The 24,444-nt window shown below is 59.6% G+C and carries 20 protein-coding genes; 16 read left to right on the forward strand and 4 right to left on the reverse strand.

Annotated features, from left to right (window positions below):
• Nucleotides 1-283: 283 nt before the first annotated feature.
• Nucleotides 284-1,069, reverse strand: a complete 786-nt coding sequence (locus SPO_RS08560) for an enoyl-CoA hydratase (RefSeq protein ID WP_011047422.1) — start codon at nucleotides 1,067-1,069, stop codon at nucleotides 284-286.
• A gap of 58 nt (nucleotides 1,070-1,127) precedes the next feature.
• Between SPO_RS08560 and SPO_RS08565 the strand changes: the two genes are divergently transcribed.
• Nucleotides 1,128-1,571: a PaaI family thioesterase gene (locus tag SPO_RS08565; protein WP_011047423.1), complete on the forward strand. Its 444-nt coding sequence runs from the start codon at nucleotides 1,128-1,130 to the stop codon at nucleotides 1,569-1,571.
• 68 nt (nucleotides 1,572-1,639) lie between these two features.
• On the opposite strand, the gene SPO_RS08570 is transcribed toward SPO_RS08565, so the two are convergent.
• Nucleotides 1,640-1,867, reverse strand: a complete 228-nt coding sequence (locus SPO_RS08570; protein ID WP_011047424.1) for a DUF1127 domain-containing protein — start codon at nucleotides 1,865-1,867, stop codon at nucleotides 1,640-1,642.
• A gap of 101 nt (nucleotides 1,868-1,968) precedes the next feature.
• Here SPO_RS08570 and SPO_RS08575 point away from each other — a divergent pair, with 101 nt between their 5' ends.
• The 14 genes from SPO_RS08575 to SPO_RS08630 all read left to right on the forward strand — a co-directional run bounded on the left by SPO_RS08575 (nucleotide 1,969) and on the right by SPO_RS08630 (nucleotide 18,864).
• Nucleotides 1,969-3,372, forward strand: a complete 1,404-nt coding sequence (locus SPO_RS08575; protein WP_011047425.1) for a PLP-dependent aminotransferase family protein — start codon at nucleotides 1,969-1,971, stop codon at nucleotides 3,370-3,372.
• A 163-nt stretch (nucleotides 3,373-3,535) separates the two neighbouring features.
• Nucleotides 3,536-3,994 (forward strand): 50S ribosomal protein L13, encoded by a 459-nt coding sequence (rplM, locus tag SPO_RS08580; RefSeq protein WP_011047426.1) that lies wholly within the window; start codon nucleotides 3,536-3,538, stop codon nucleotides 3,992-3,994.
• A gap of 5 nt (nucleotides 3,995-3,999) precedes the next feature.
• Nucleotides 4,000-4,482, forward strand: a complete 483-nt coding sequence (rpsI, locus tag SPO_RS08585; protein WP_011047427.1) for a 30S ribosomal protein S9 — start codon at nucleotides 4,000-4,002, stop codon at nucleotides 4,480-4,482.
• A gap of 533 nt (nucleotides 4,483-5,015) precedes the next feature.
• Nucleotides 5,016-6,611, forward strand: coding sequence for an AAA family ATPase (locus SPO_RS22480; protein ID WP_011047428.1), 1,596 nt, complete (start codon nucleotides 5,016-5,018; stop codon nucleotides 6,609-6,611).
• Nucleotides 6,612-7,673 carry a hypothetical protein gene (locus SPO_RS22845; protein WP_144083983.1) on the forward strand — a complete coding sequence of 354 codons (1,062 nt, stop codon included), beginning with the start codon at nucleotides 6,612-6,614 and terminating at the stop codon, nucleotides 7,671-7,673. It begins immediately after the preceding gene.
• A 383-nt stretch (nucleotides 7,674-8,056) separates the two neighbouring features.
• Complete coding sequence (locus tag SPO_RS22850; protein ID WP_144083984.1) at nucleotides 8,057-9,010, forward strand: hypothetical protein; 954 nt, start codon at nucleotides 8,057-8,059, stop codon at nucleotides 9,008-9,010.
• Nucleotides 9,000-9,446: a hypothetical protein gene (locus SPO_RS08595; RefSeq protein ID WP_144083985.1), complete on the forward strand. Its 447-nt coding sequence runs from the start codon at nucleotides 9,000-9,002 to the stop codon at nucleotides 9,444-9,446. Before SPO_RS22850 ends, SPO_RS08595 begins: the two co-directional genes overlap by 11 nt.
• A gap of 644 nt (nucleotides 9,447-10,090) precedes the next feature.
• Entirely contained in the window at nucleotides 10,091-12,190 is a 2,100-nt protein-coding gene (locus SPO_RS08600) for a hydantoinase/oxoprolinase family protein (protein WP_011047430.1), read from the forward strand.
• Complete coding sequence (locus SPO_RS08605) at nucleotides 12,187-13,836, forward strand: hydantoinase B/oxoprolinase family protein (RefSeq protein WP_011047431.1); 1,650 nt, start codon at nucleotides 12,187-12,189, stop codon at nucleotides 13,834-13,836. Before SPO_RS08600 ends, SPO_RS08605 begins: the two co-directional genes overlap by 4 nt.
• Nucleotides 13,837-13,862: 26 nt before the next feature.
• A complete protein-coding gene (locus tag SPO_RS08610; RefSeq protein WP_044028141.1) occupies nucleotides 13,863-14,915 on the forward strand; it encodes a pyridoxal phosphate-dependent aminotransferase in 1,053 nt (350 codons plus the stop codon).
• 144 nt (nucleotides 14,916-15,059) lie between these two features.
• On the forward strand, nucleotides 15,060-15,656 hold the full coding sequence (locus SPO_RS08615) for a maleate cis-trans isomerase family protein (RefSeq protein WP_144083986.1): 597 nt from the start codon (nucleotides 15,060-15,062) through the stop codon (nucleotides 15,654-15,656).
• A complete protein-coding gene (locus SPO_RS08620) occupies nucleotides 15,653-16,999 on the forward strand; it encodes an MmgE/PrpD family protein (protein WP_011047434.1) in 1,347 nt (448 codons plus the stop codon). Before SPO_RS08615 ends, SPO_RS08620 begins: the two co-directional genes overlap by 4 nt.
• Nucleotides 16,992-17,960, forward strand: coding sequence for a D-2-hydroxyacid dehydrogenase (locus SPO_RS08625; protein ID WP_011047435.1), 969 nt, complete (start codon nucleotides 16,992-16,994; stop codon nucleotides 17,958-17,960). The genes SPO_RS08620 and SPO_RS08625 overlap by 8 nt, the downstream gene beginning before the upstream one ends.
• A gap of 34 nt (nucleotides 17,961-17,994) precedes the next feature.
• Nucleotides 17,995-18,864 carry a dihydrodipicolinate synthase family protein gene (locus tag SPO_RS08630; protein WP_202807078.1) on the forward strand — a complete coding sequence of 290 codons (870 nt, stop codon included), beginning with the start codon at nucleotides 17,995-17,997 and terminating at the stop codon, nucleotides 18,862-18,864.
• Nucleotides 18,865-19,186: 322 nt separating this feature from the next.
• On the opposite strand, the gene SPO_RS08635 is transcribed toward SPO_RS08630, so the two are convergent.
• Nucleotides 19,187-20,698 (reverse strand): N,N-dimethylformamidase beta subunit family domain-containing protein, encoded by a 1,512-nt coding sequence (locus SPO_RS08635; RefSeq protein ID WP_230981789.1) that lies wholly within the window; start codon nucleotides 20,696-20,698, stop codon nucleotides 19,187-19,189.
• 136 nt (nucleotides 20,699-20,834) lie between these two features.
• Nucleotides 20,835-23,315: a CoA transferase gene (locus SPO_RS08640; protein WP_011047438.1), complete on the reverse strand. Its 2,481-nt coding sequence runs from the start codon at nucleotides 23,313-23,315 to the stop codon at nucleotides 20,835-20,837.
• A gap of 82 nt (nucleotides 23,316-23,397) precedes the next feature.
• Here SPO_RS08640 and SPO_RS08645 point away from each other — a divergent pair, with 82 nt between their 5' ends.
• Nucleotides 23,398-24,339, forward strand: a complete 942-nt coding sequence (locus SPO_RS08645; protein WP_044028143.1) for a GlxA family transcriptional regulator — start codon at nucleotides 23,398-23,400, stop codon at nucleotides 24,337-24,339.
• Nucleotides 24,340-24,444 lie beyond the last annotated feature (105 nt).

Genomic DNA, 24,444 nt, shown 5'->3' on the forward strand with positions numbered 1-24,444 from the left:
ATCGAGTGTGGCCCGCGCGGCACCGCTGCGGAGCTTTGTCAACGACTATGACGGTGCAGACCGGTGCAAGGCAGCAATTGTGGCGGATCAGCGAGGGGGGATTTTTGGGGTCGCCGCTGCGGGAATGTCAACGCCGGAGAGAGAGCCGGCTAGGAGGGACCTTCCGCCCACGGCGACCCAAAAGTCGTCAAGGCATTTACCTTGCCCCAGCTTTGCCACAGTGTTGCCCCGATTGAAAGCTCAAATTTGGAAACAATTCTAAGGGATTGGTGCGATGATCCGTCTATTGGCGCCAATCGGGGTCGCGCTTCTCGATAAAGGCGGCGATTCCCTCGGCGGTGTCCCGATAGAGCATGTTTTCCACCATCACGTCGCCGGTATAGGCATAGGCCTGATCCAGCGGCAGCAGCTGCTGGCGATAAAACGCCTCCTTGCCGATCCGCACCGCCGCGCCCAGCTTGCCGGCCACGGTTTCGGCCAGAGCGCGGGTTTCGGACTCGAGATCGGCGGCGGGCACCACCCGGTTGACCAGCCCCAGCTCGGCGGCGCGGCTGGCCTCGATGAACTGGCCGGTGGTCAGCATTTCAAAGGCCTGCTTGCGCGGGATATTGCGGCTGAGCGCGACCATCGGGGTCGAGCAGAACAGACCGATATTGACGCCGTTGACGCCGAACCGGGTGCCCTCGGCAGCGACCGCCATGTCGCAGGTCGCCACCAGCTGGCAGCCGGCGGCGGTGGCGATGCCATGGGCCTGGGCGATCACCGGCTGGGGCAGCGACTGAATGGTCATCATCATCCGGGCGCAGCGGTCGAACAGATCCTTGAAATAGGCCTTGCCGCCATCCTCGGCCTGACGCCCGGCGGTCATCTGTTTCAGGTCGTGACCCGCACAGAACGCCTTGCCCGCGCCCGACAGGATCACCGCGCGGATGCCCGCGTCGTCGCGCAGCGCGTCGAATTCGGCCTGAAGCGCCGCCAGCATCTCGTCGCTGAGCGCGTTCAGCCGCTCGGGCGCGTTCATGGTCAGATGGGCCACGGCCCCCGTGTCGCGACGTTCCAGAATTGCCATCTTGCCCTCTCTGCCAAACTCGGGGCAACTCTAGGCGCAGGAGACGAGGAGGGAAAGCATGGCGTTGGCACTGAACCGGGAGGAATTGTCGCAATACCTGGCCGAGGTGTTCCCGCAGGTGCGCGAGGATTTCGCGATAGACGCGCTGAGCGAGGACACGATCACCATGCGGCTGTTGACCGCCGAGCGGCATTTGCGCCCGGGTGGCACCGTTTCCGGGCCGTCGATGTTCGCGCTGGCCGATGTCTGTGTCTATGCGATGGTGCTGGCGCGGCTGGGGCGGCAGGCGCTGGCGGTGACCACCAATTGTTCGATGGATTTCATGCGCAAGCCCGAGGGCGGCGCCCAGATCGTGGCAGAGTGCCGCCTGCTGAAACTGGGCCGCTCGCTGGCGGTGGGGGATATCCTGATGTTCTCCGAAGGCTCCGACAAACCGGTGGCGCGCGCCAGCATGACCTATTCGATCCCGCCGCAGGGCTCGGCCGCGGCGCAATTCGGCTGAGACGAAAAAAGGCCGGGGCAAGCCCCGGCCAGTGAAGAGGTCCCAATGAAGGGACTGGGGATTCCGTTTCAGCCCTGCCAGAAGCGGCGGGCAGCCTCGTCGCGGGCGGCCTGTCGGGTCAGGCCCACATCGCGCAGCAGATGATCGTCGAGCTTGCCAAGGTTAAGCCGGGTTCGCCGGTTTTGTTCCCATTTGGTCACGGTCGCCGCGAAACGCACGGCAAGAGCAGCGATCAGCGGCAGCCGGGGGCTGGCGTTCAGCAGCATCAGAGCGGGCGAATGCATCATGCGGGTCATGACATGGGTCCTTTCGAAAATTGTATTGACACAAGTTGTGGTGACTTGATACACGTATTTGATACATTCGAAATTGTCCCAAGATCAAAGGAAAGATTGTAATGGGTACAATTTGGCCCGACTCCTTGCCTCAGTCCAAGGGCGCCAAATACACGCTGGTTGCCGATGTCATCAGAAAAGCGATTGATACCAAGGAGCTGGAGGTCGGGGTGAAGCTGCCTCCGGTGCGGGAACTTGCCTATAAATTGGGCATTACCCCCGGGACGGTGGCGCGGGCCTATACGATCCTCACCGATGAGGGGCTGCTGAATGCCGAGGTGGGGCGCGGCACATTCGTGGCGCCGCCCAAACGCCCGGTTCTGGATGATGTCTGGTCGCGGCAATTGTATCTGCTGGACGAACGCGACGATGACAATGTCAGCCTGTTCAGCCCGCGGCTGGCCGATATGGGGCAGGTGGCCCTGATCCGGGAATGCCTGCAAAAGGTGGCACAGGGCGATCCGGCGATGTTCCTGAACTATCCCACCCGCGACGCCTATGCCGGGGTGCGCCAGGCGGTGGTCGACTGGATGTCCGACCTGTCGCTGGGGCCGCTCACTGCAGACGATATCGTGCTGACCCATGGCGGGCAAAGCGGGCTGTGCGTGGTATTTCAGACCGTGTTCAAGGGGCCCAAACCGGTGGTTCTGGTCGAGGATCTGTCCTATGCCGGGTTCCGTCGCGCGGCCGAGCTGATGCGGGCAGATGTGATCGGGGTGCGGATGGACAAATGGGGCATCGACCCGATGTCGCTGGACCTGACCGCGCGCCAGAGCCCGGCGCAGGCGATCTGCGTCTCGCCCGAGGTGCAGAACCCGACCGGCAGCCGCTCGCCGTTGGAGCGCCGCAAGGAGGTGGTCGAGGTCGCTCGCAAGCATGACCTGCAGATCATCGAGGACGATTGTTACCGGATGGGCGAGCCACAGGCGCCCAGCTATCGCGCCTTGGCGCCCGAGCGGGGCTGGCATGTCTCGTCCGTGTCCAAGACGCTGACCCCGGCGCTGCGGGTTGGGTTCGCCATCGCCCCCGAAGGGCAGAGCGCGGGGCTGCGCCGCTCGGCCGAATATGGCTATTTCGGCCTGGCCCAGCCGCTGGCGGAGCTGACCCGACTGATGTTGAGCGATCCACGCGCCCGCGATCTGGCCCGCGCGGTCCAGCGGCGCATGGCCGAATATGTACGCGTCACGGTCAACACGCTGGGCGGGTTCGATCTGGTCTGGGATTCGGCGGTGCCGTTTGTCTGGCTGCGTCTGCCCTCGGGCTGGCGTTCGGCCGCCTTTACCCGCGCCGCCGAGCGGGCAGGGGTGCAGGTGCGTTCGGCCGACGAGTTTGCCCTGCGCGACGGGCGCGCGCCCAATGCGGTGCGCATCGCGATGAACGCGCATGTCTCGCTGGAGCGGTTCGAGACGGCAATGGTGCGGCTGCGCGCGCTTCTGGACAACCCGCCCGAGCAGATCAGTGTCTGATTTTGTGGGGTAAAATGATACCTATTTTGCAGGTCATTGTTTTTGCAAAATTAAATAGCGCAACATGCGCTTGACCCGCCCCATACATCTCCTTAGAAACCGCCCATCGGATTAGGGCCGGTCGCAAAGGCCGGTCTTTCACATCAAACAGGACTATCCTGCCATGAAAACCTTCTCTGCAACTCCTGCAGACATCGACAAGAAGTGGATCCTGATCGACGCTGAGGGTGTCGTTCTGGGCCGCCTCGCCTCGATCGTCGCCATGCGCCTGCGTGGCAAGCACAAGGCCTCGTTCACCCCGCATATGGACATGGGCGACAACGTCATCGTCATCAATGCCGACAAGGTGCAGATCACCGGCAAGAAGCGCGAAGAGCACTTCTATTGGCACACCGGCCACCCGGGCGGCATCAAGTCGCGCACCAAGCAGCAGATCCTCGAGGGTGCCCACCCCGAGCGCGTGGTCTATCAGGCCGTCAAGCGCATGCTGCCGGGCAACCGCCTGTCGCGTCAGCAGATGACCAACCTGCGTATCTATGCCGGGACCGAACACCCGCATGAAGCCCAGGCCCCCGAAGTTCTGGACGTCAAGTCCATGAACAAGAAAAACACCCGGAGCTGAAACCGATGGCTGATCAGATCAATACTCTCGAAGAGCTGAGCGCCGTTGCAGGCCTCGAATCCCTGGCCGCAGACGAGCCGCGCGAACCCGTTCGCGACGAGCTGGGCCGCTCCTATGCCACCGGCAAGCGGAAAGATGCGGTTGCCCGCGTCTGGATCAAGCCGGGTTCGGGCAAGGTCGTGGTGAATGGCAAGGATCAGGACGCCTATTTCGCGCGCCCCGTTCTGCAGCTGATCCTGCGCCAGCCGTTCCAGGTGGCCGGTGTCGAAGGCCAGTTCGACGTGATGGCAACCGTCAAGGGCGGTGGCCTGACCGGTCAGGCCGGCGCGGTCAAGCACGGCATCTCGAAGGCGCTGCAGCTGTACGATCCCTCGCTGCGTGGCGCGCTCAAGGCCGCCGGCTTCCTGACCCGCGACAGCCGCGTGGTCGAGCGTAAGAAATACGGCAAGCGCAAAGCCCGCCGTTCGTTCCAGTTCTCGAAGCGCTAAGTTTCGGACCCAGAACACGAAAAAGGCCGCGCATTGCGCGGCCTTTTTTGTTGTGTGAGGCACGTCTTGGGGGATGGTTCTGCATCGCAGAGCTCATCGCGGTCGTGGGTAACCCGTGGCCGAACGGTGCCAATACAGCGGCGCGGCCTGTCAAACCTGCCATTCTCTTCAGGCGCGAAATCAGGACGACACCGAACTCACAGAGCGCGGAAGGAGCTGCCGTCCGGTTTGTTCAATCTGAGGTCCGCTTTTTTGCGATACGCGACTGCGACGAAAAGCAAAGGGCGGGGAGCGGCCGTTCGCTGCGCATGCGTAGGACCCTGCTGAATTCGCAAAAGCGGACGCAAACATGTGTCGTGCAGATCAAAGATGCAAGCAAGGGTCTTGGCGCTCGTCTTGTTCGCACATCGCAAGAACTTCGATCTTGCGCAGCGCCAGAAACAATCGCAATCTGCTCCGAGGGGTGTGGATAGTTCTGTAGGCATTGGTGCAGTTTCTACAGTTCAGGATTTCTTCGATGTAGAAGGTATGAAATGAGAATTTCTTATGGAGTTGAGAACCTTAGGTCTCTAACTCGCACACCTGAAATCGAGCTTAGGCCTATTACCATATTGATTGGTAGAAATAGTGCGGGAAAGAGCACCTATCTTCGTTCTTTTGCGCTTATGCGGCAATCACTTGAAGTGAAATCGAGCGCCCCGATTCTCTGGTATGGTGATTACGTTGACTTCGGTGACTTTGATGCTGCAGTGAGCAATGGTGACAAAGATAGTGACATTACTTTCAACTTCCGGGTGGAGGACCTCGATACACGCGATGTTGAAGATGAAATCTACTATTATAATGAATATGCTTACCGCTCCAGCAGAAGGAAAATCTCGTACCAAGCCGTCTCATTGAGCATCTCATTGGGAGAACAACTGAGGCGAACAGTTCGCAGAAGGATAGCTCTGGAAATACCCGAGGATCGCATTTCAGCCGTCGCTTCATTCGAGAAAGATGGGCGAGAATGCAGCGACTTTCAAATCAATGGTCAACGGTTGTCAGACCTGATTCCAAACGTTGCTGTCTATTTTCGAGCTAGTGATATTTTCGATAGGCCGGTTCTTGTAAGGCAGGTTCGGAAAGACGGGAAGTCACTGCGACGTGTTGTTGGAGCTGCTTCCGAAATCGGAAGCGCAATCTCACAGCGTCTTAGGCAACAAGTAGACAAGCGTATTTCGGAAGAAAATTTGGCAATCGAGGCCAGACGCATCCTAAACCATCCTAGACTTGACCCAACTAGTCTTCAACAGTTGCGCTTGCGAGCTGGAAACAGGTCTTTTCGGAAGCTGTATGATCGTTGGTTGAAGGATGAAGCTTCGACCACACTTGCAGAAATCGATCATCTATGTGCGTTAAACCATGCTCTAATAACTGTTGGTCGGGTATCCTCTGTTCTGAAGGGTTTTTTTCGAAATACGACCTACCTAGGTCCCGCAAGAGCTCGCAGTGAGAGATACTATCGTTCTCAAGAGCTAGAAGTGTCTGAAATCAGTCCTGACGGGCAAAACCTTCCAATGTTCCTAGCCTCACTTAGCACTACGGAGCAGGGCCGATTTTCTGACTGGGTCGAGGAGGCTTTTGGGTTCGGCGTCTTAGTGGAGCGGAAAGAAGGTCATGTCAGCATTAAGCTGCGGCAACGCACCATTTCTGTAAATGTCGCGGACACAGGCTACGGCGTGTCTCAGATATTACCGGTTCTCGCGCAGATCTGGTGGGCTACGCAGATACCCCGGAACTACACCAGACAAATGCGCCACGGCTTGAGACCTATTACAATGGAGCAACCGGAACTCCACCTCCACCCTGCTCACCAAGCTAAACTAGCGGATGTTTTTCAAAGCGCTATTGAACGAAGTAACGCTTCCGGTCCAGAGGCGGTATTACTGATTGAGACCCACAGCGAAGCATTGATCAATCGTCTGGGCGAACTGATTGAGTATGGCAAGATTGCTGCGAATGACGTTCAAGTTGTTATATTTTCTGCAAGGGGCGAAGGAGAAGAGCTCAATACAGAGATTTCTACGTCGACATTTGATGACAATGGTGCGCTGCGGGACTGGCCCTACGGGTTCTTTAATTATTAAATGATTATTTCCTTAGAGCTTTCTATCGCACAGCTAGGCGATCTATCAACCAAAAGGTCCGAAGAACTTTTCTCGGAAATTTTAAGGAGCAGTAGACGCGGTCATCACATTGTTATAGTTCCTCGCGAATTGGCGCGTTGGGCGGCCCAAAATCTGGCGCTTTCTGGCCAAGACCGGGCGCACCTTGAGAAAGTCAGGGAAGAGTTTACTCAACTAGGCGGTCTACGTGACGCTCCAACATCCAGAACGCTGAAGATTGATGCACTTCAGCAAAAATTAGCATCGGTTACCGATCATGTTTGGTCAATCGGTGTTGAAGAAGTTCTCGCAAGTCGCTTCCTTGAGAAGACAGTATTGCTGTTGGAGAACGCGACAAATGATGGTGAATTACTTGGTGAGCTCATTTCTCACGAGGCCCGACGCCGTGGCATTAGAGACATAGCGTTTCAGGTCACCAATGGCGGAGGCGGTACGACATATCAAGAGGTGGAACGGATTACCGATTTGAACCAAATTTTTGTCTGCATTTGCGACCATGACAAGCTTACGCCATTTTCTCCAAACTCGGAGACCTTCCGAAAAGCGAAGTCTACCGCGGACAGAAAAAACTTTGTTGGGACAATTATTACTACGCCGGGTAGAGAGATTGAGAATTTCCTTCCTATGGAGATCGTGTGCAGCCTCTATCCGGAATACCCTGTGGCACAGAAACAAAAGCTTGAGGGTTTAATTTTGGCACAAAACGACCCAAATACTGGTGATTGTCTGTGGCTCTACTTCGATGTCAAGGAAGGTGTAAGTTCGTGTAGATATCGTCAGCGATGCGCTTCAGAGAAAGCTCGTCATTGGGTCGAGGAAAAATATCAAATTGATGACCTCAACGAAGATGAAGTGAGAATCGACGGTTTCGGCCAAAACGTAGTTGAGCGATTTCTAGCAAACGGAGCAGGCCGGTCCGCTCTGCACAAATTTTCTCGCTCAGAGTATTGGCTGAGACACTTCGTTTCATGGTTCGACAACTTTTTGCCGTTCATTCAAGGTAGGTCCAACAGTCGCGTCTGATGACGTGTTCCTGAGCACAAAGTACGCTGCTGCTTCGAGTGTGTAGGGAACTGAGGCGCTTGGCTGCATCGCAAGATTGGGAACGAACGGCAGCTTCAGTAGGCCGCATTGCAGCATTTGATGGCCTTGTCCAATGTCCGCAGAGGGCCGAAACCGTCTTGACGCCGGTCAGGGGTGCGGTGCCCTCTGTTGCATCGCCGCATGACGGCTTCGAGCCCAAAATGCCAGATGCTGCGAGGTGCACCAATGACTGCTATGGTTGATTGGCAGCAACAACTAACGGGCTGTTGCGGTCGCTTCACTTGTCGGGAATAATTCAACAAGATGCGCAAAACGACAACACTGCAAGCGTCGGGATGAACTAGACAATAGGATTGAACGCGTTGATTGAAGAACTGAAACGATTGCTAAAGGAATGTGCGACCAAGAAAATCGTTGTTATAGGCGAGTGCGTTCGAGATGTTTTTGTAAACACTCAACGTTTATCTGGCCCGTCGGACTACCAATACACAATAACCAAACAGCTTCAACGAAGAGAATTCCCAGGCGGAGCCTATCCAGTTGCTCGTGATCTTTCGAATTTTGTCTCCAAAGTCCACTTTGTTACCTGTTCGACCCATGAGTTTCCGACAAACTTAGAGAGAATGGATGTCATTCCGATATCACGGGAACGTATTTCAAAAACACGTTTTTTTTCTGGTCATAACAGCAACATTTTTCATTATCACTGTGTTTTTTCGGAGGAAATTACGTTATCTCTGACGCCCCTGCAGGAATTGGCATCGGTATTTTCTGAAGCTGATCTTGTGATTGTCTTGGATTATGGACACGGCTTACTGAATTCTGATGTTAGAAAATCTATCTCTCAAAATGCACGATTTGTTGCACTTAACTGTCAAGCAAACGAGGATAAGTATCCTTTTCATCAGATATGGAAATACGAAAGCACTGACCTTCTGTTGTTGAACAAAGTAGAGGCGGAAATTAATCTTCTGAAAACAGGCGTTCCTGTTCAAGAGTTAGCGCTCCGGCTACATAGCAAATTTAAGTCGACATACACTATTGTGACAGACGCAGAACACGGTGCAGTAATTCAACACGATTACAGAGCATATTCTTCGCCTGCTATGTCAAGTTGTGTTGTCGATGCAGTTGGGTGTAGCGACATAATGCTTGGCTTTGCCGCACTCGCCGCACAGAATGGTAAATCTGCGGAGGAAATCCTGTACTTTGCAAGTGTTGCGGCTGGAGCGAAGACAATGATTAACGTTCATGAAAGACCGTTAAGCCGTGAAGACTTATACGAGATCGCCTTAGGAGTGCAAAATGAAACCTGAAATGGAACTACTATGGCGATTGTATGAAGAAGACCGAACTTTTTCCAAGCACCACGAACAGCAGAGGACTGCCACCTCCGGTTTGCTAGTTACAATCTCAGCAGCACTGATTGCGTTTACAGCCATTGACCAAAAACTTGAGGGGGCCGATGTATTGGCGGGTGCACTGCTGATCATTTTGGGTCTATTTGGAGCAATTTTCACGCACAAACAGTACGAACGAAGTAGATTACATCTAAATCGTTCTTACGCATACTTTGATGCAATGAACAAGGCGATTGAGGGCGTTGATCTTGAAGCACTTCGAAGAAAGGCCAGCGAGAAAAACGAGGCTGACTTTCCGATATCTTCCAAGTATAAACTAAGCACGCTCTGGATCATTCTTCACTATGTCATTCTTGCGAGCGGTTTTCTTGTGACGGGTGCCGCAATTTAGAGTTGTCTCTTTCGGCTCTACGTTGAGATTTGCTGGAATTCACCTTTGCAGACATTGGTGCAAACGCAGCGAATTCCCACTTTGTCCGCAGAGTGTGAGTTCGATCCCATCCAGACTTTGCGGTTGCAGCGAAAGTCGGCAATGCGGGCTGCAGTCGCAGCATCGAGATGAGGTGGCCAACGGCAGCTTCGGGCCGGGAACCGTCGTGACGCCGGTCAGGGGTCCGGTGCCCTCTGTTGCATCGCCGCATGACGGCTTCGAGCCCAAAACAACAAATGCTGCAGCTTGCGCGAAGGTGTTAAATACTGGTGAAACCGGACATTAGTCATGGGAAAATTTCCTGAGAACGAACACTGATATGTGAGTTGATTGCTGTAATCTGCAAGTAACTCTGCGTTCGCGAGTGCCTGCTGGACAGGTTCACATTTCTGTTGACGGCCTGTCCTGTGCTCGGGCAGCCTTTCTGAAGTTGGAAAGAGCGAGAGCCGCCAAATATGGCCCAATGCATGATGGTAAACCAGGGACGTCGGGCAACCGGCTGTGATCTCGTGGTATGACGTGAAGCTGCCTTTTGGCCGATTCAGCAGTTGCTGAACCGGGTATCCACACCTCTTCTAACTTTCCCGCTTTTTTGGTTTCTCAACATGCACAACACGAACGGGTTACGCCTTGCCGTCGATATTGGTGGCACTTTCACTGACACAGTCCTGGTTGATGGGCAGAGGCATATCCTTGCCACCACCAAAACACCGACCACCCCTGAAAATCCGACCCTTGGGGCGCTTGCGGGCGCCCAGCACGTGTTGGCCGAGACCGGGACGGGCTGGTCGCAGATCCGCGGCTTCATCCATGGGACGACACTTGCCACCAATGCCCTGATCGAGCGGCGCGGGGCGGTTGTGGCGACGGTGACGAGTGCGGGGTTTCGCGACATTCTCGAGATCGCCTATGAGCGCCGCTACAGCCAGTATGACATCAACCTGGTCAAGCCCGATCTGATCGTGCCGCGCGCGCGCGCCTTTACCATCGGAGGACGGATGGATGCGCGCGGACACGCTTTGCAACCGCTCGATGAGAAGGCCGTTGCACGGCTGGCGGCGGAGATCGGGGGCAGTGGTGCCGCCGCCGTGGCGATTTGCCTAATGCATGCCTATGCCAACCCGGCGCATGAGCTGAGGCTGCGCGATCTTCTGCTGGAAGCCATGCCCGGTCTGGTGATCTCGCTGTCGCACGAGGTCAGCCCCGAGGCGCGCGAGTTCGACCGGCTCTCAACCACCATCGCCAATGCATATATTCAGCCGCAGATGGCCGGTTACCTGTCCGATTTCCAGGCCCGCTTTAGCAATGAGGGGCTGACCTGCCCGATCCTGATGATGACCGCGGGCGGCGGAATGACGGCGATGGAGACCGCCGCGCGTCTGCCGGTCCGGCTGGTGGAATCCGGTCCTGCGGGCGGCGCCATTCTTGCCGCGCGTATCGCCGCTGAGACCGGCGAGCGGGCGGTGCTGAGTTTCGATATGGGTGGCACCACGGCCAAGCTGTGTCTGATCGACCAGTATCGCCCGCAGACCGCCCGCAAGTTTGAAATCGCGCGCGCTGCGCGGTTCATCAAGGGCTCAGGCATGCCGGTGCGCATCCCGGTGATAGAGATGATCGAGATTGGCGCCGGCGGCGGTTCGATCGCGCATGTGGACCGGTTGGGCCGCATTCAGGTCGGACCCGAAAGTGCAGGGTCCGAGCCCGGACCCGCTGCTTTCGCCAAGGGCGGAACCGAGCCGACGGTGACCGATGCGGACGTGGTGCAGGGGCTGATCGAGCCCGGGCGTTTTGCCGAGGGCCGGCTTGGGATCGACGAGGAAGCAGCTGAAGCTGCGCTTGTATCAGGCGTCGGGCAGGCGTTGGAAGTTGACGCTGCAGAGGCCGCCCATGGGGTCAGCGAGATCGTGGATGAGAATATGGCCGCGGCGGGGCGGATGCATGCCGTTGAATCGGGCAAGGATCTGGGCGCGCGGTTGATGATCGCCTTTGGCGGCAATGGCCCGTTGCACGCCACCCGGGTGGCGCGGCGCGCGCATGTGAACCGCATCCTGATCCCACGCGATCCCGGGGTCGGTTCGGCCGTCGGGTTCCTGTTCGCGCCGGTCTCTTTCGAGATCATCCGCTCGCGCTATAGCACGCTTGAGGCGCTTGATCTGGATGGGCACAACGCGTTCTTTGACGCGATGATCGAAGAAGCTCAAGCCGTGGTTCGGGCCGGTGCGCCTCAGGGTCGGCTGACCGGGCGGCGGCAGGCTTTCATGCGCTATCACGGGCAAGGTCATGAGATCGAGATCCCGCTGCCCGATCGCGCGCTGGAAGAGGCCGACATCCCTGCGCTGCGCCGGGTCTTCGAAGAGGAATACAGCCGCCAGTTCAGCCGGGCCGTGCCCGGAATGACCATCGAGGTGCTGAACTGGGCGCTGGAGATATCGTCAGAGCCGCCGGCGCTGGCCCGACACCAGGAACCCCGACAGAAACGGCTCGCACAACCGACCGGGCAGCGGCGCATCCTGTGCGATGTCACCGGCACATGGCGCGAGGCGGATATTCATGACCGCGACACGCTGAGACCGGGTGATCATCTTAACGGCCCGGCCCTGATCATCGAACCGCAAACCACAACATTCGTCAGCGCCGATTTCTCGGCCAGTGTGGACGGCGGCGGTAACATCTGGCTGATACGCAACCGAGAGGGCGACCGATGAGCACCACCGACACGCGACTGCAGGTCATGTGGAACCGGCTTCTGGCGGTGGTCGAGGAACAGGGGCAGGCCCTGATCCGCGCGGCTTTCAGCCCCATCGTGCGGGAGTGCGGAGATATCTCGGCCGGTATCTTCGATTTGCAGGGGCGCATGCTGGCGCAGGCGGTGACCGGCACGCCCGGCCATATCAACACCATGGCCGAGGCGGTAAAGACCCTGCGCGGGCGTTTCGAGCTTCAGGACATGAAGCCCGGCGACATCTACATGACCAACGATCCCTGGATCGCCTCTGGCCATCTGAACGATTTTCTTCTGATGATGCCGGTGTTTTACCGGGATCGCATTGTCGGCTTCACCTCCTGTACCTCGCATCTGGTGGATCTGGGGGGGCTCGGCATGGGCCCCGAGGGGTCCGACATCTATGACGAGGGGCTTCTGATCCCGCCCTGCAAGCTTGTGGATGGGGGCGCGTTGAACACGCTCCTGATGGAGATCGTCAAGGCCAATTCGCGCGAACCCATCGCCAACGAGGGCGACATCTATGCGCTGATCGCCTGTTGCGAGGCCGGGGCGGAACGGCTTACGGGCATGATGGCGGAATTCGGCATCGACCATCTGGACGAGCTGGCCGACTACATCATCGACACGTCGTATCGCGGTACGATCGAGGCCATCGCGGAATTGCCCAAGGGGACGTGGTGCAATGTCTTGAAGGTGGATGGCTATGAGCAGGAGATCGATCTGCACGCCGCCCTGACCATTGCCGAGGATCGGGTTGCACTGGATTTCACCGGCACATCGGGCCTGTCGAACAAGGGTATCAACGTGCCGCTGAACTATGCCACCGCCTATTCGGTGTTTGCCCTGCGTTGCATCATCGGGCCCGACATTCCCAACAACGCGGGCTCGCTGGCGCCGTTTCACGTCACCGGGCCGAAGAACTGCATCCTGAATGCCCAGCCTCCCGCACCGGTGGCCATGCGTCATACGCTGGGGCAGATGACGCCCGATTTGGTCTATGGCTGCCTGTCGCATGCCCTGCCCGATCGGGTGCCCGCCGAAGGCGCGTCATGCATGTATGACCTGCCGCTTCGCCACACCCCCGAGGCGGTGTCGCGGGGGGACGAACAGTTCGCGCTGGAACTGGTGTTCAGCGGCGGAACCGGGGCGCGGCCGGGCCTGGACGGGTTGTCGGCAACCGCCTTTCCGTCGGGTGTCTGGGGCAGTCAGGTGGAGACCACCGAAGCGGTCGCGCCGGTTCTGATTACCCGGCGTGAACTCAGGCCGGACAGCGGCGGGCCCGGGCGCACACGCGGCGGGCTGGGTCAGGTCATCGAAATGCGGTCCTCCGACAACGCGGATTTCATGCTGTTCCTTTCGGTCGAGCGGGTCCTGAACCCGGCAAATGGGCGTTTCGGAGGACAGGCCGCTGCGCCGGGGCGTATTCGCATCGGCCGTGATGGCCCGGACCTGCCCGGCAAGGGTGAGGTTCGCGTGAAGGCCGGTGAAACGCTGATCTTCGAAACCCCGGGCGGCGGGGGGTTCGGTCCGCCACGGGAGCGCGACCCCGACGACATCCGGCGCGATCTGGACGAGGGGCTGATCAGCAGGCAAGCCGCTCATGACATCTATGGGCTCGAGCCGTGATCAGACCAGCAAGACATATCGCAGCGATGTCGCCATACGCACTGGCCCAGTTGAAGGCACCTGCGGGAAAGCGCCTGATTTCGCTGTCTCAGAACGAAAGCCTGCGTCCACCCAGCCGCCGGGCGATCGAGGCCGCCGCAAGGGCAGGGGACGCCGGGCATCTCTATCCCGATCCGGACTGGAGCGCGCTTCGCGCCGCGCTGTCCGGGCTGCACGGTATCCCTGTCGAAGGCATCCTCTGCGGCAACGGGTCGATGGAACTGATCGCCTGCCTGGCTCAAGCCTTTGCCGACGAGCGAAACGCGATCCTGGCCCCGGCGCATGGCTACCCGTTCTTCCGTAGCGCCGCACAGATGGCGCGGGCCCGCTTCGACCTGGCAGCGGAACGTGACAGGCATGTATGTGTCGATGCAATGCTTGCCGCCGTCCAGCCCGACACGCGCATCGTTTTCGTCGCCAACCCCGGCAATCCGACCGGCACCCGTATCCCGCGCCACGAACTTGTCCGGCTGCGCGAGGGGTTGCCCGACGATACCCTGCTGGTCATCGACGAGGCCTATGGTGAGTTTGCCGATCATCTGGGCGAGGCCATGTTCGATCTGGTCGGGCGTTGCGACACGGTGGTTCTGCGGACCTTCTCGAAGGCCTATGGGCTAGCCGGAATGCGGGTGGGTTGGGGCCTGTTCCCGCCCGAGATCGCCCGGGAGCTTCGCAAGGTGATGAATCCCAACAACATCGCTGTCGCCGGCCAATTGGCGGCCACGGCGGCGCTCGCGGATCAGGACTATATGGTTGAAACCTGCCGACAGACGGCCGCTTTGCGCGACGGGTTGCGCGCGCGCCTGTCGAAGGCGGGGTATGACGTGCCCGAAAGCTTCTCCAATTTCGTGCTGATCCGAATGGAAAGCCCTGACGACGCGCGTCGCGCCGATGAGGCGCTCCGCGCCGAGGGCGTGTTTCTGCGTCCGCAGGGCGGGGTCGGGCTGGCCGATAGCTTGCGTGTGACCATCGGTCCGGCAGAAAAGATCGACATTGCGGCCGGGCTTCTTGAACGCTGGGCAGAGGGGAAAAAGACATGACACAATCGCGCGGACGTGCCCGCTTTGGTATTCTCGTGCCGTTTACCAACACCAATCTCGAACCTGATATGGCCCTTCTGGCCCCCGATGGCGTGTCGATGCATTTCGCCCGTATGGGGGGCTATGATCAGGACGAGATCCCGGATGCCAACCAGATGCACGGGCTGGGCGCGGCCGATCTGGATGAGCCGCTGCGCCTGTTGCAGGGCGTGCGCCCCGGATGTGATCCTTTATGGCTGCACCTCGGCCATGCTTACCCACGGCCCCGTCTTCGACCGGGGTTTGGCCGAACGGATAAAGGCCGACAGCGGGGCCGAAACCGTCACGGCAGCCGGGGCATTGGTGCATGCGCTGCAAACGCTGGGCGTGACCCGCATCGGCTTTGCCTCGCCCTACGTGCCCGCGATCAACGACATGGCGGTGGCGTTTCTGGCGGCATCCGGCTTCGACACCGTTGCGCGCTCCGAGGTGGGCGATGAGCTGGACAATTACGGACAGGGCGCACTGGACCCGCAGGCGGTTCTTGAGCTGGGGCTTGCCGCCGATCACCCAGAGGCCGAAGCGATCGTGCTGTCCTGCACCGACATGCGCAGTGTCGAGAGCATTGCCCGTCTGGAACAGGCCGTGGGCAAACCTGTCATCACGTCAAATCAGGCGATGGTTTTCCAGGCCATGCAGCTTGCCGGTATCGGCGAAGCCCTGCCGGGCTATGGCCAGCTTCTGGAAAGGGAACGGCTATGAGCTTCGACCGGATTGCCAGCTTTTCACTCGCAACCAATGATATGCCGCAAAGCGCGCTCGACATGGGCGCGACGCTGCTGATCGACACGGTCGAGGTGGCGGCGGGCGCGGCAAGCATGGAGGCGGGGCGAATCGCGCGCGATCATGCTTTTGCTTTCCATGTCGCCGGGGCGCCCGAACACGCGGCCCACATGATGTTCGACGGCCGCCGCGCCTCGATCCCCGGTGCTGCCTTTGCGACGGCTACGCAGATCGACAATCTCGACGCGCATGACGGGTACAACCCGCCCAAGGGGCATAACGGTTGCGCCGTGGTGCACGCACTGTTTGCCTTCGCCCAGGCCCGGCCCGGGCTTTCAGCGCGCCAAGCGCTGTCTGCGCTGGTCATGTCTTACGAGGTCGCCGCCCGCGCGGCCCAGGCCCTTCATGCGACGGTGAGCGATTATCACACATCCGGGGCATGGAATGCGCTGGGCGTGGCGGCGCTGGACAGCCGCCTGATGGGTGCCGGCCCCGACCAATTGCGCCAGGCGCTCGGGATCGCCGAATATCACGGGCCGGGCAGCCAGATGATGCGCGAGATCGCCAATCCGACCATGCTGCACGATGGCTCGGGCATGGGCGCGCTGGTCGGATCGATGGCGGCACTTCTGGCGATGGATGGATTCGCGGGTGCACCGGCGATCACGGTCGAGGCCGATGCGGCGGAGGAATTCTGGTCCGATCTGGGAGACGTCTGGACGATTGAGCGCAACCATATCAAACCCTATCCGATATGCCGCTGGGCGCTTGCGGCGCTTGACGCCCTGTCGGGGCTGATACGGGAACACGGTTTTGCCGCCGATGACGTGACCATGATTGAGGTGAACACATTCGCCGAGGCCGCCGCGCTGTTTCCCGACATGCCCGCCACCACATCGCAGGCGCAGTATTCCCTACCTTTCGCACTGGCCGCGTTGCTGGTGCATGGCCGGATCGGGCCGGGGGATATTTCCGGTGCGGCGCTGAGCGATCCGAAGGTGGCCGAAGTGCTGTCGCGCGTCGCGGTGCGCGAGGATGCCCTCTACAGCAAGCGCTTTCACGCCGGACGGTGGTCTGATGTCAGTGTCATGCTGAAGGACGGCACCCGACTTGCCTCGGGCGACGTACAGGCGCGTGGTGGACCCGAGGCGCCGATGAAGAGGAGTGAGGTCGAGGTGAAATTCCGCGTGATGGCCGCAGAACTCCCTGAGCCTCGCGGTACGGCGCTATGGCAGATGCGTGAGCGTTTGTTGCAGCCAGAGGCCAAATTCAGTGAACTGGCAGCACTTGTCCATGCGTCAGCGGAGGAAACCCATGTCTGACACCCCGCGTATCATTCTGCACAACAGCGATACAGCACCGCTTACCCATTGGTTGCGCGCCGCATTCCCGCAGGCAGATTTTCGTGAATGCAACAGCTATGAGGCCCTGCCAGCCTTGATCGAAGGCTACCGGCCCGAGGTTGTGTACTCCGTTCGCTTTGCGGGCACGCCGGGCTTTCCGCGCGACGCACTGTTTGGCCCCGGCGGCCCGCGCTGGATCGCCAATGGCGGGGCGGGCACCGACCATTACGGGCAGTGGGATCCGGGCCAGACCACCGTCACCAATACTGCGGGCGTGGCCGCCGAGATGATGGCGGAGTATATCCTTGGTGGATTTTTGCATTTTTCGCTGGACGTGCCCGGACTGCAAAAGGACAAGGCCGCACGGGTCTGGAACGCCCGCACGGTCAGGCCGCTGGCGGGCAAGACGCTCCTGATTATCGGGCTGGGCCATACCGGTCGGGCGGTGGCCGCCCGCTCCAAGGCCTTTGGCATGAAAGTTCTGGGAACCCGCGCCCGGCCGAAACCGATGGAAAATGTCGATGAGGTGCACGCGGCGGATGATCTGCACGACCTTCTGCCGCACGCGGATTTCATCGCGGTCTCTACCCCGCTTATCCCCGCAACGCGCGGGTTGATCGGCGCGCAGGAGATCGCGGCGATGAAATCCGGCGTAATCTTCGCCGATGTCTCGCGTGGCGGCGTAGTGGATCAGACCGCCCTCTACGATGCACTGAGCGTCGGGCATGTGGCGGCGGCGGCACTCGATGTGTTCGAGACCGAACCCCTGCCCGAGATAAGCCCGCTATGGGCGCTGGAAAATGTGATAATCTCACCGCATTGCTCGTCAGTCTTTGCCGAATGGGAAGAAGCCTCGTTCGAATTGTTCCTACAAAACCTCGGCCGCTGGATGCGCGGCGAGGGGCTGGTCAATATCGTGGACCCGGCACGTGGGTATTGAAGGAAACGCTATGAAAGCCCGCTTGACAGGGGTCGTGACCCCGCTGCTCACCCCCTATGAGGATGACCTTTCCATCGCAGCGGGTCTTTTTCTGGACCATGCCGCGTATTGTCTGGAGGGCGGTGCACATTACCTCTCGCCTTTCGGGACCACCGGCGAGGCGATTTCGAACACCATGAGTGAACGCATTGCGATGCTCGAGCGTCTTGTCGCTTCAGACACGGCGTTACCCGAGCAACTCATGCCCGGCACCGGGCTATGCAATCTCGAGGATACTGTCACGCTTACGCGTCACGCGTCTGATCTAGGCTGCGCTGCCGCAATGGTGCTGCCGCCGTTTTTCTACCCACCCAACGATGATGGGCTTTATCGTTACTTTGCCCAGTTGATCGAAACCCTGGGGGACAAGGCCCCGAGGATAATCCTCTATAACATCCCACAGAATACGGGTGTGCCGATATCGCCGGCCCTGTCCGCCCGGTTAAACCAGGCCTACCCGGACCATGTCGTTGCCTACAAGGACAGCTCTGGTGACTGGGACAATACCGCCGCCGTGATCGAAGCGGCGCCGGGCCTGTCAGTCTTTCCCGCCTCGGAAACGCTGCTGGCCAGAGCAATGGCGCTCGGCGCAGGCGGTTGCATTTCGGCAAGCTGCAATTCGAACATCACCGCCATTCGGGCCATGTATGATGCCGTGCGGGAAGGTGACCACAGCGGAGCAGACATGCTGCAACCGGGACTGGAAACCCACCGCAAAGCAGCGCAGGAGGAAGGGTTGATCAGTGGATTGAAAAGCCTGGTGGCCCACCGGTCAAACGACCAACGCTGGCTCAACCTGCGCCCACCGCAAATGAATGCCGATCCCGCCGCCGGAGCGAGACTGGCCACCACACTTCCGCACTAACCGCAGGACCTCCCAAAAGAGCCCAGGGCAATGTCCGTGACTGCGCAATACCAGGCATTTACCCATTCCAGTTGGGTGGCAGCTTAGTCCGCAGATCGTTAGTTCGAGGCCACTGGTATCAAGCACTTGCAGCGAAAGTCCGGTCTGGTGAAGCTGCACTGCAGCGCGTGACCAATTGGGCAATGGCCGGAAAGGGCCGACCTCGGCGGCGGCATTGCCCGTCACTCAGTCTCGGTACTGCGCCGCCGCAAGTCCGGTCCGAGCCCCATTTTGACCGATGCTACGGTTTGAACAGAGGTCCGCTCCAAGCAAGACGCAGCAGCTACCGTGAGCGCCCCTTCGACTTAGCAAACCTGTTCAAGACGTTGCGTGTGATCTGTTCGACTTGGACGTCCTGCCGGATCAGGCCCGCGACCCATTCGCAGGTCGCGGCAGTGAATATCTCGCCCTTGCCACGCGGCCACGAGATGATCATTCCGTTGCCGCGTTTGCAGGCATCCAAGGTTTCGGGTGTGACCTCTCCGAAAAGCACCTGCGCTTTGAACCTCGCGTCCGCTGACCCGATATAGAGCGTCTCGCCCCAGATGCCGTGATCGGCCTCTATGTTGGTGGCAAGCCCCATAGCGAGAATTTCAATCTCCGGCACGGCCTCGTCCGAGCAGGTAGGAAAGGGCAACCCGTCTTCGAAGCGATAGTCCAGACCGTCAACCTCGTAGCCGAATATGCGTGAGCGCGCGCCCAGCACGTCGCCATAGCCAAGCCCGGCGCCGTCAAAGGCCCAATGATCGGACCGGTAAATCGTGTAGCCACCCGCGCCACCTCCGACGCAGTTGCCAAGACCGGCATACACCCCGCGCAGAGCGTTGACACCGAAGGTCAACGCACCGGGACGATTGACCGGTGCGACCTCAAAGGCGCCCGAAACAAGATGCTCTTGTTCTGTACCCATCAAAGGGTCCCGATCTGCGACATACTTGTAGCAGACCTGTGTGTGGCCTTCGTCCTCAACCCGGGTCTGCCACAGGAAATTCCCAGCGAACCGCGCGACATTGCCGCCACCCTCGACATAGGCATCGACCGCGTCTCGCATCTGCGCGCTCCAGTATTCGTCATGGCCGACGAAAACGGCGCAGGCATAGCGTTTCAGCAGGTCCGGGTCGTGGTGCAGGTCATGCAGAGCGATCACGTCGAAGTCATAGCCTTCACCCTCGGCCCAGCGGGCGAAGTGACGCTCGTAACTGGCCCAGCCTGCCGAGGCGTATTTCTTGGAATAGCCATAGGCATAGGCCCATTCCATGTAGGGGTAGCGCACCATCTCGCCCGGTCTGGTCGGCTGTTGGCGCAGCGCACGGGGCGCGCCCTCGGGGAGTTTGCAAAAGCCACGGGTCCAGGGACGCTGTGTCGAGACAACGGGGGAAAAGGCGTTGCCGTCCGGCCCTGTGATGCCCTCGTAATGGTTCGAACCGCCCCAGCAGTTGTAGGCCAGCCATGTCCCCGTCGCGCAAACCAGCACATAGGGCGGCCGCGCGGCATCGGGGGCGGTTCTGATGAGGATGACATGATGCTCTTCAATCCTGTCGTCTCCCTTCCGGGCGCGAAACGTGACCAGATAACCGCCTGGTGCCCAATCATCGGGGATGGTGAGGGCGTAGGCCTCGGGCCAGCCGCACCCTTTGACCGAGCAATCCAGGGGCGTCGGATGGTGCTCCCCCGGCAGGCCACTCTTGGTCAGCAACGGCACATATTCGAGCCCGTCGCGGCCGATCTCAAACTCCCATTCATCCGCCGTGGTCGACACATGTAGCGCAACACGATCTCCAGGAGCATAGCTCATCTCGGGGGTATTTCCCCAGATCTCTAGCACCTCGTCGTCGCGCGCCGGTCCGATAAAATAGTTATCTAGAATGTGACGCGCTTTTGCGCGGGTGCGAGGCGTGGTTGCTGGTCCGGGTTGATCCTGTTTCATATGTCTACTCTGGCAAATACTTATCCGACCAGCTTTGGGCAGCTGCGCCGCTTTCGATCATGCGCCCGATTTCATCGTCCGCATAGCCTACACCCGCGAGGACCTCGCGCGTGTGCTGCCCGTATTTCGGAGCGGGCCCGGGGATGGTGATCCTGGTTTTTTCGGGCCGCACCGCATTGGGCGCGACAAGGTCTACCCATCGGCCCATCGGATGCCGATCATGGCGCACAGCGCGGAAGGTCGCCTTGGAGATGTCGATCTCGCCTTCGCTTTCACGCTGCAGGCCCGCATCGCGGGTGCCATGCAGAGAGCCAAGCGGCGTGATACCTACCGAGCCGCCAGCAAAGGCTCGCATCCAGTCGGCTACACGTTTTTGCGCAAACCGCTCAGCAAGCAAATCTTCAAGATCGGCATCATCCTTTCCGACGAGATCGGACAGATCAGGAACCCGTTGGAGGGCCGCGTCACGCTCTGTCGGGGCTGCAAAGAACATCCAGCCATCAGCGGCGGCATAACAGCGATAGAACGATCCCCAACCGCGCACCTCACGTCCGGAAGGTTCGTCAAACGCTGGGCGTCCGTCGAAATCATACATGAATTGCGCCTGGATCATTTCCCCTGCGGCGGCCAGTGAGGCACGGGCAACACCGCCCTTGCCGGTCACCCTGAGCCGCTCCAGCGCAGCCCCAAGGGCGACGCAGGCACAATGCCCGGTAAGAGCGTCGATCGTACCGAAATGAGCGTGTTCCTCGGGTGTTTCCGGACCGCCGCCAAAGCGGGTCATCACACCTGTCGCCGCTTGCGCCAGGTCGTCATAGCCAAGGTGATCCGATTTCGGCCCCCGACGGGGCCCACCCCAGGCATCAAGCTGCACAAGAATGAGCCGTGGATTGACTTCGTTTAGGCGGGCCTCGGTCAGACCTAGTGCATCGCGTTGCTGATCGGTGCCGTTCATGGTGATCACATCAGCCTCAGCCACCAATCTCCAAAGCGCCTCTTGCCCCTGTTCCGAGCGCAGATCGAGCAACACACTTTCCTTGCCGCGCTGCGCGTGGAGTCCAAATACCACCGCGTTCCACGGATCGACCGAAGGTCGTACGGGCTGGACCAGCGTGACCTGCGCCCCGAACCGTGCCAGTGTCGATCCAATAGTCGGCCCAGCAATGACGTTCGTCAGATCCAACACCTTCAGTCCGTCCAGCCAAACGCCCTTGCTGTCGCCGCCCGTGGGCCTTCGCGGCGGCTCTGCAAGAACGCCGCTCAGCGCATCGCGAAAGTCGTCCTGCTCTGGCCCTGCGACCTTTTTCATCGCGCCCGGGTCATCGGTCAGCCAAGCGACATTGCCCATTTGCCGCATCTGCCCGTGGCGGGGATCGTCAAGCGCGACCACCAGCCCCGAGGCCAACGCATGGGGATCCACCAGCCATTCCGCTGTGCTGCGTTGTGCCGTAGCCGGAGCCTTGGCCACTCCGAACAGCTCCTCCCATTCATGTGCGGGGCGGGTCAGGAAAGCGGCCTTCATCGCATCCGACAGGCGCTTGCGATCATCCGCCCCCACCGGATAGCTGCGCAGCGCCCATTCCCCGGGCCAATCCGCCTGATCGACATAGACATCGAAATCCGGCAATTCCTTCAACAGCTCGCCAAGGCCCAGAACCTCAAGCACCCTTTGGGGATGGTTCACGATCGAGCAGGATACGATGTAGAACCCGCGTCCGTCGGCACAGGTATAGGTCCGGTAGAACGGATCAAGAAATTCGGACAGCTCGGCAAAGCTCAGGTTGTTGGGCAGACCTTCACCTGCGCGCCGCTCCAACTCCAGCTCACGTGGGGATTTGTAGCGGTCGGGGTAGTCCTCGATCTGCTCGCAATTGTAAATCAGCCCCTCCAGCAGGGCAGACGCAAGCGGCACCTCAATGTGGTCACCTCCCATCCGGCTTCGCGCCCCTAGTGCAAAGAGGACCGACATCGTGCCGAATGCGGCGCCATAGGCTGAAGCCAGTCCCAGCGGCGTAAAGGACGGGTTGATCCCCATCAGCCGACGATTCAGCCCCATGTCGGTAAACTGTCCTGTGCGCGCCGCGATCACCGCCTCCCAAGCGGCCCAGCCGGCGAACTCCGGATCGGTTGACGCGAAGCCGGGAAGCGAGAGCGAAACGATATCGGCGTTTGCCTGTCTCAGCGCATCCGGCCCAAGCCCCAGCCGCTCCATCACGCCGGGGCGGAAGTTCTCGATCACCACATCGGCGCGGCGCACCAGATCAAGTGCTGTATCGCGCCCGTCGGCTGTCTTGAGATCAAGCGTCAGCGCTCGCTTGCCACGCGACAGCATGTCGAAAGCCGGATCCTTCCACCTTGGGCCCGCTGGCGGATCGATGCGGACAACCTCGGCGCCAAGATCGGCCAGCATCATACCGACCAATGGCCCGGCCAGATAGTGCCCAAAATCAAGGACACGAATATGGGAAAGCGGGCGATTCTGCATGGTCAAGTGATCCTGTTCCGGTGGGCTATGGCCAGCACTCTAGGAAATTGTCTCGGCATGTTTCATATTCACCCTGCCAAAAATGAGATCATTTCTGCCAATGCGTTCCATCCGCGTCTCTGTTTTGTTGTGCGATGCCTTTTCCAACATGGTGCTTGCCTGCCTGCTTGAACCGTTGCGGGTGGTGCGTGACCAAACCGGTGCAGATGTCCGCTGGAACATTCTGACGGAGGGCGATCGTGCCGTGAGCAGTTCCAGCGGTCTGAGCGTTTCACCGGAAATGCTGATATCGGACACGCTCGAGCCCGATCTGGTCATCATCATTGGTGGCGACGCCTTTCGAAACACCAAGGGCGTGACCTCCGCTCGCAGTCTTGGGCGACTGATGCAGGGTGCCACGGTGATTGCAGCGGATACCGGTGCCTGGATTCTGGCGCAGGGTGGGTTCCTGAACGCTCGGAAAGCCACGTTGCACTGGCAGCTACTTGAGGAATTCGCCGAGGAGTTTCCTAAGGTTGAGGTTCTCCCCGATCGCCATGTGCAGGATGGCCGGTTCTGGACATGCGGCAGCGCGGCAGCGGCTTTAGATCTGATGCTGCTGTTCATTCGGGAGCGGTTCGGTGCCTCAGTTGCATTTGACGCTGGTGCGATGTTCCTGCACGACAACGCCAGACGGCACGGCGCCTCCTATCCCGATCAGGCATTATCGCAAGCCGTGTCCCCAAAGCTCAAACGCGTCGTTGTGCTCATGTCCGAAGCACTCGAAAAAACGCAACCTGTCCCTTCACTGGCGGAGCAGGCAAATATATCCGAACGGTCCTTGCGTCGTCTGTTCTGGACGGAATTGCAGACCACACCGGGGCGCTACTACTTGCTTCTTCGTCTGGCCCGCGCCCGCGAGCTGCTTCGATACAGCGACATATCACTCGACCAAATCGCCTTGCGTTGCGGGTTTGCCAATGCGACCACCCTGACACGTAGTCTGCGCAAAAATTTCTCATCCGCTCCGCTTCGGGGTCGTTAGACAAATCCGTGACCATTCCAGCCTACGCTTTCGCAAGACACGCCAAAAGCGTGAACGACGCATTTTCGAGCACCGCCAAGCGTGACTTTCTCAAATCGGTATTTG

Source organism: Ruegeria pomeroyi DSS-3, assembly GCF_000011965.2.
Classification (GTDB): domain Bacteria; phylum Pseudomonadota; class Alphaproteobacteria; order Rhodobacterales; family Rhodobacteraceae; genus Ruegeria_B; species Ruegeria_B pomeroyi.

Coding starts and splice junctions, on each gene's coding strand:
- SPO_RS08560 (WP_011047422.1), bottom strand. CDS start 1,069: ATGGCAATTCTGGAACGTCGCGACACGGGGGCCGTGGCCCATCTGACC.
- SPO_RS08565 (WP_011047423.1), top strand. CDS start 1,128: ATGGCGTTGGCACTGAACCGGGAGGAATTGTCGCAATACCTGGCCGAG.
- SPO_RS08570 (WP_011047424.1), bottom strand. CDS start 1,867: ATGACCCGCATGATGCATTCGCCCGCTCTGATGCTGCTGAACGCCAGC.
- SPO_RS08575 (WP_011047425.1), top strand. CDS start 1,969: ATGGGTACAATTTGGCCCGACTCCTTGCCTCAGTCCAAGGGCGCCAAA.
- rplM (WP_011047426.1), top strand. CDS start 3,536: ATGAAAACCTTCTCTGCAACTCCTGCAGACATCGACAAGAAGTGGATC.
- rpsI (WP_011047427.1), top strand. CDS start 4,000: ATGGCTGATCAGATCAATACTCTCGAAGAGCTGAGCGCCGTTGCAGGC.
- SPO_RS22480 (WP_011047428.1), top strand. CDS start 5,016: ATGAGAATTTCTTATGGAGTTGAGAACCTTAGGTCTCTAACTCGCACA.
- SPO_RS22845 (WP_144083983.1), top strand. CDS start 6,612: ATGATTATTTCCTTAGAGCTTTCTATCGCACAGCTAGGCGATCTATCA.
- SPO_RS08595 (WP_144083985.1), top strand. CDS start 9,000: ATGAAACCTGAAATGGAACTACTATGGCGATTGTATGAAGAAGACCGA.
- SPO_RS08600 (WP_011047430.1), top strand. CDS start 10,091: ATGCACAACACGAACGGGTTACGCCTTGCCGTCGATATTGGTGGCACT.
- SPO_RS08605 (WP_011047431.1), top strand. CDS start 12,187: ATGAGCACCACCGACACGCGACTGCAGGTCATGTGGAACCGGCTTCTG.
- SPO_RS08610 (WP_044028141.1), top strand. CDS start 13,863: ATGTCGCCATACGCACTGGCCCAGTTGAAGGCACCTGCGGGAAAGCGC.
- SPO_RS08615 (WP_144083986.1), top strand. CDS start 15,060: ATGCCAACCAGATGCACGGGCTGGGCGCGGCCGATCTGGATGAGCCGC.
- SPO_RS08620 (WP_011047434.1), top strand. CDS start 15,653: ATGAGCTTCGACCGGATTGCCAGCTTTTCACTCGCAACCAATGATATG.
- SPO_RS08625 (WP_011047435.1), top strand. CDS start 16,992: ATGTCTGACACCCCGCGTATCATTCTGCACAACAGCGATACAGCACCG.
- SPO_RS08635 (WP_230981789.1), bottom strand. CDS start 20,698: ATGAGCTATGCTCCTGGAGATCGTGTTGCGCTACATGTGTCGACCACG.
- SPO_RS08640 (WP_011047438.1), bottom strand. CDS start 23,315: ATGCAGAATCGCCCGCTTTCCCATATTCGTGTCCTTGATTTTGGGCAC.
- SPO_RS08645 (WP_044028143.1), top strand. CDS start 23,398: ATGAGATCATTTCTGCCAATGCGTTCCATCCGCGTCTCTGTTTTGTTG.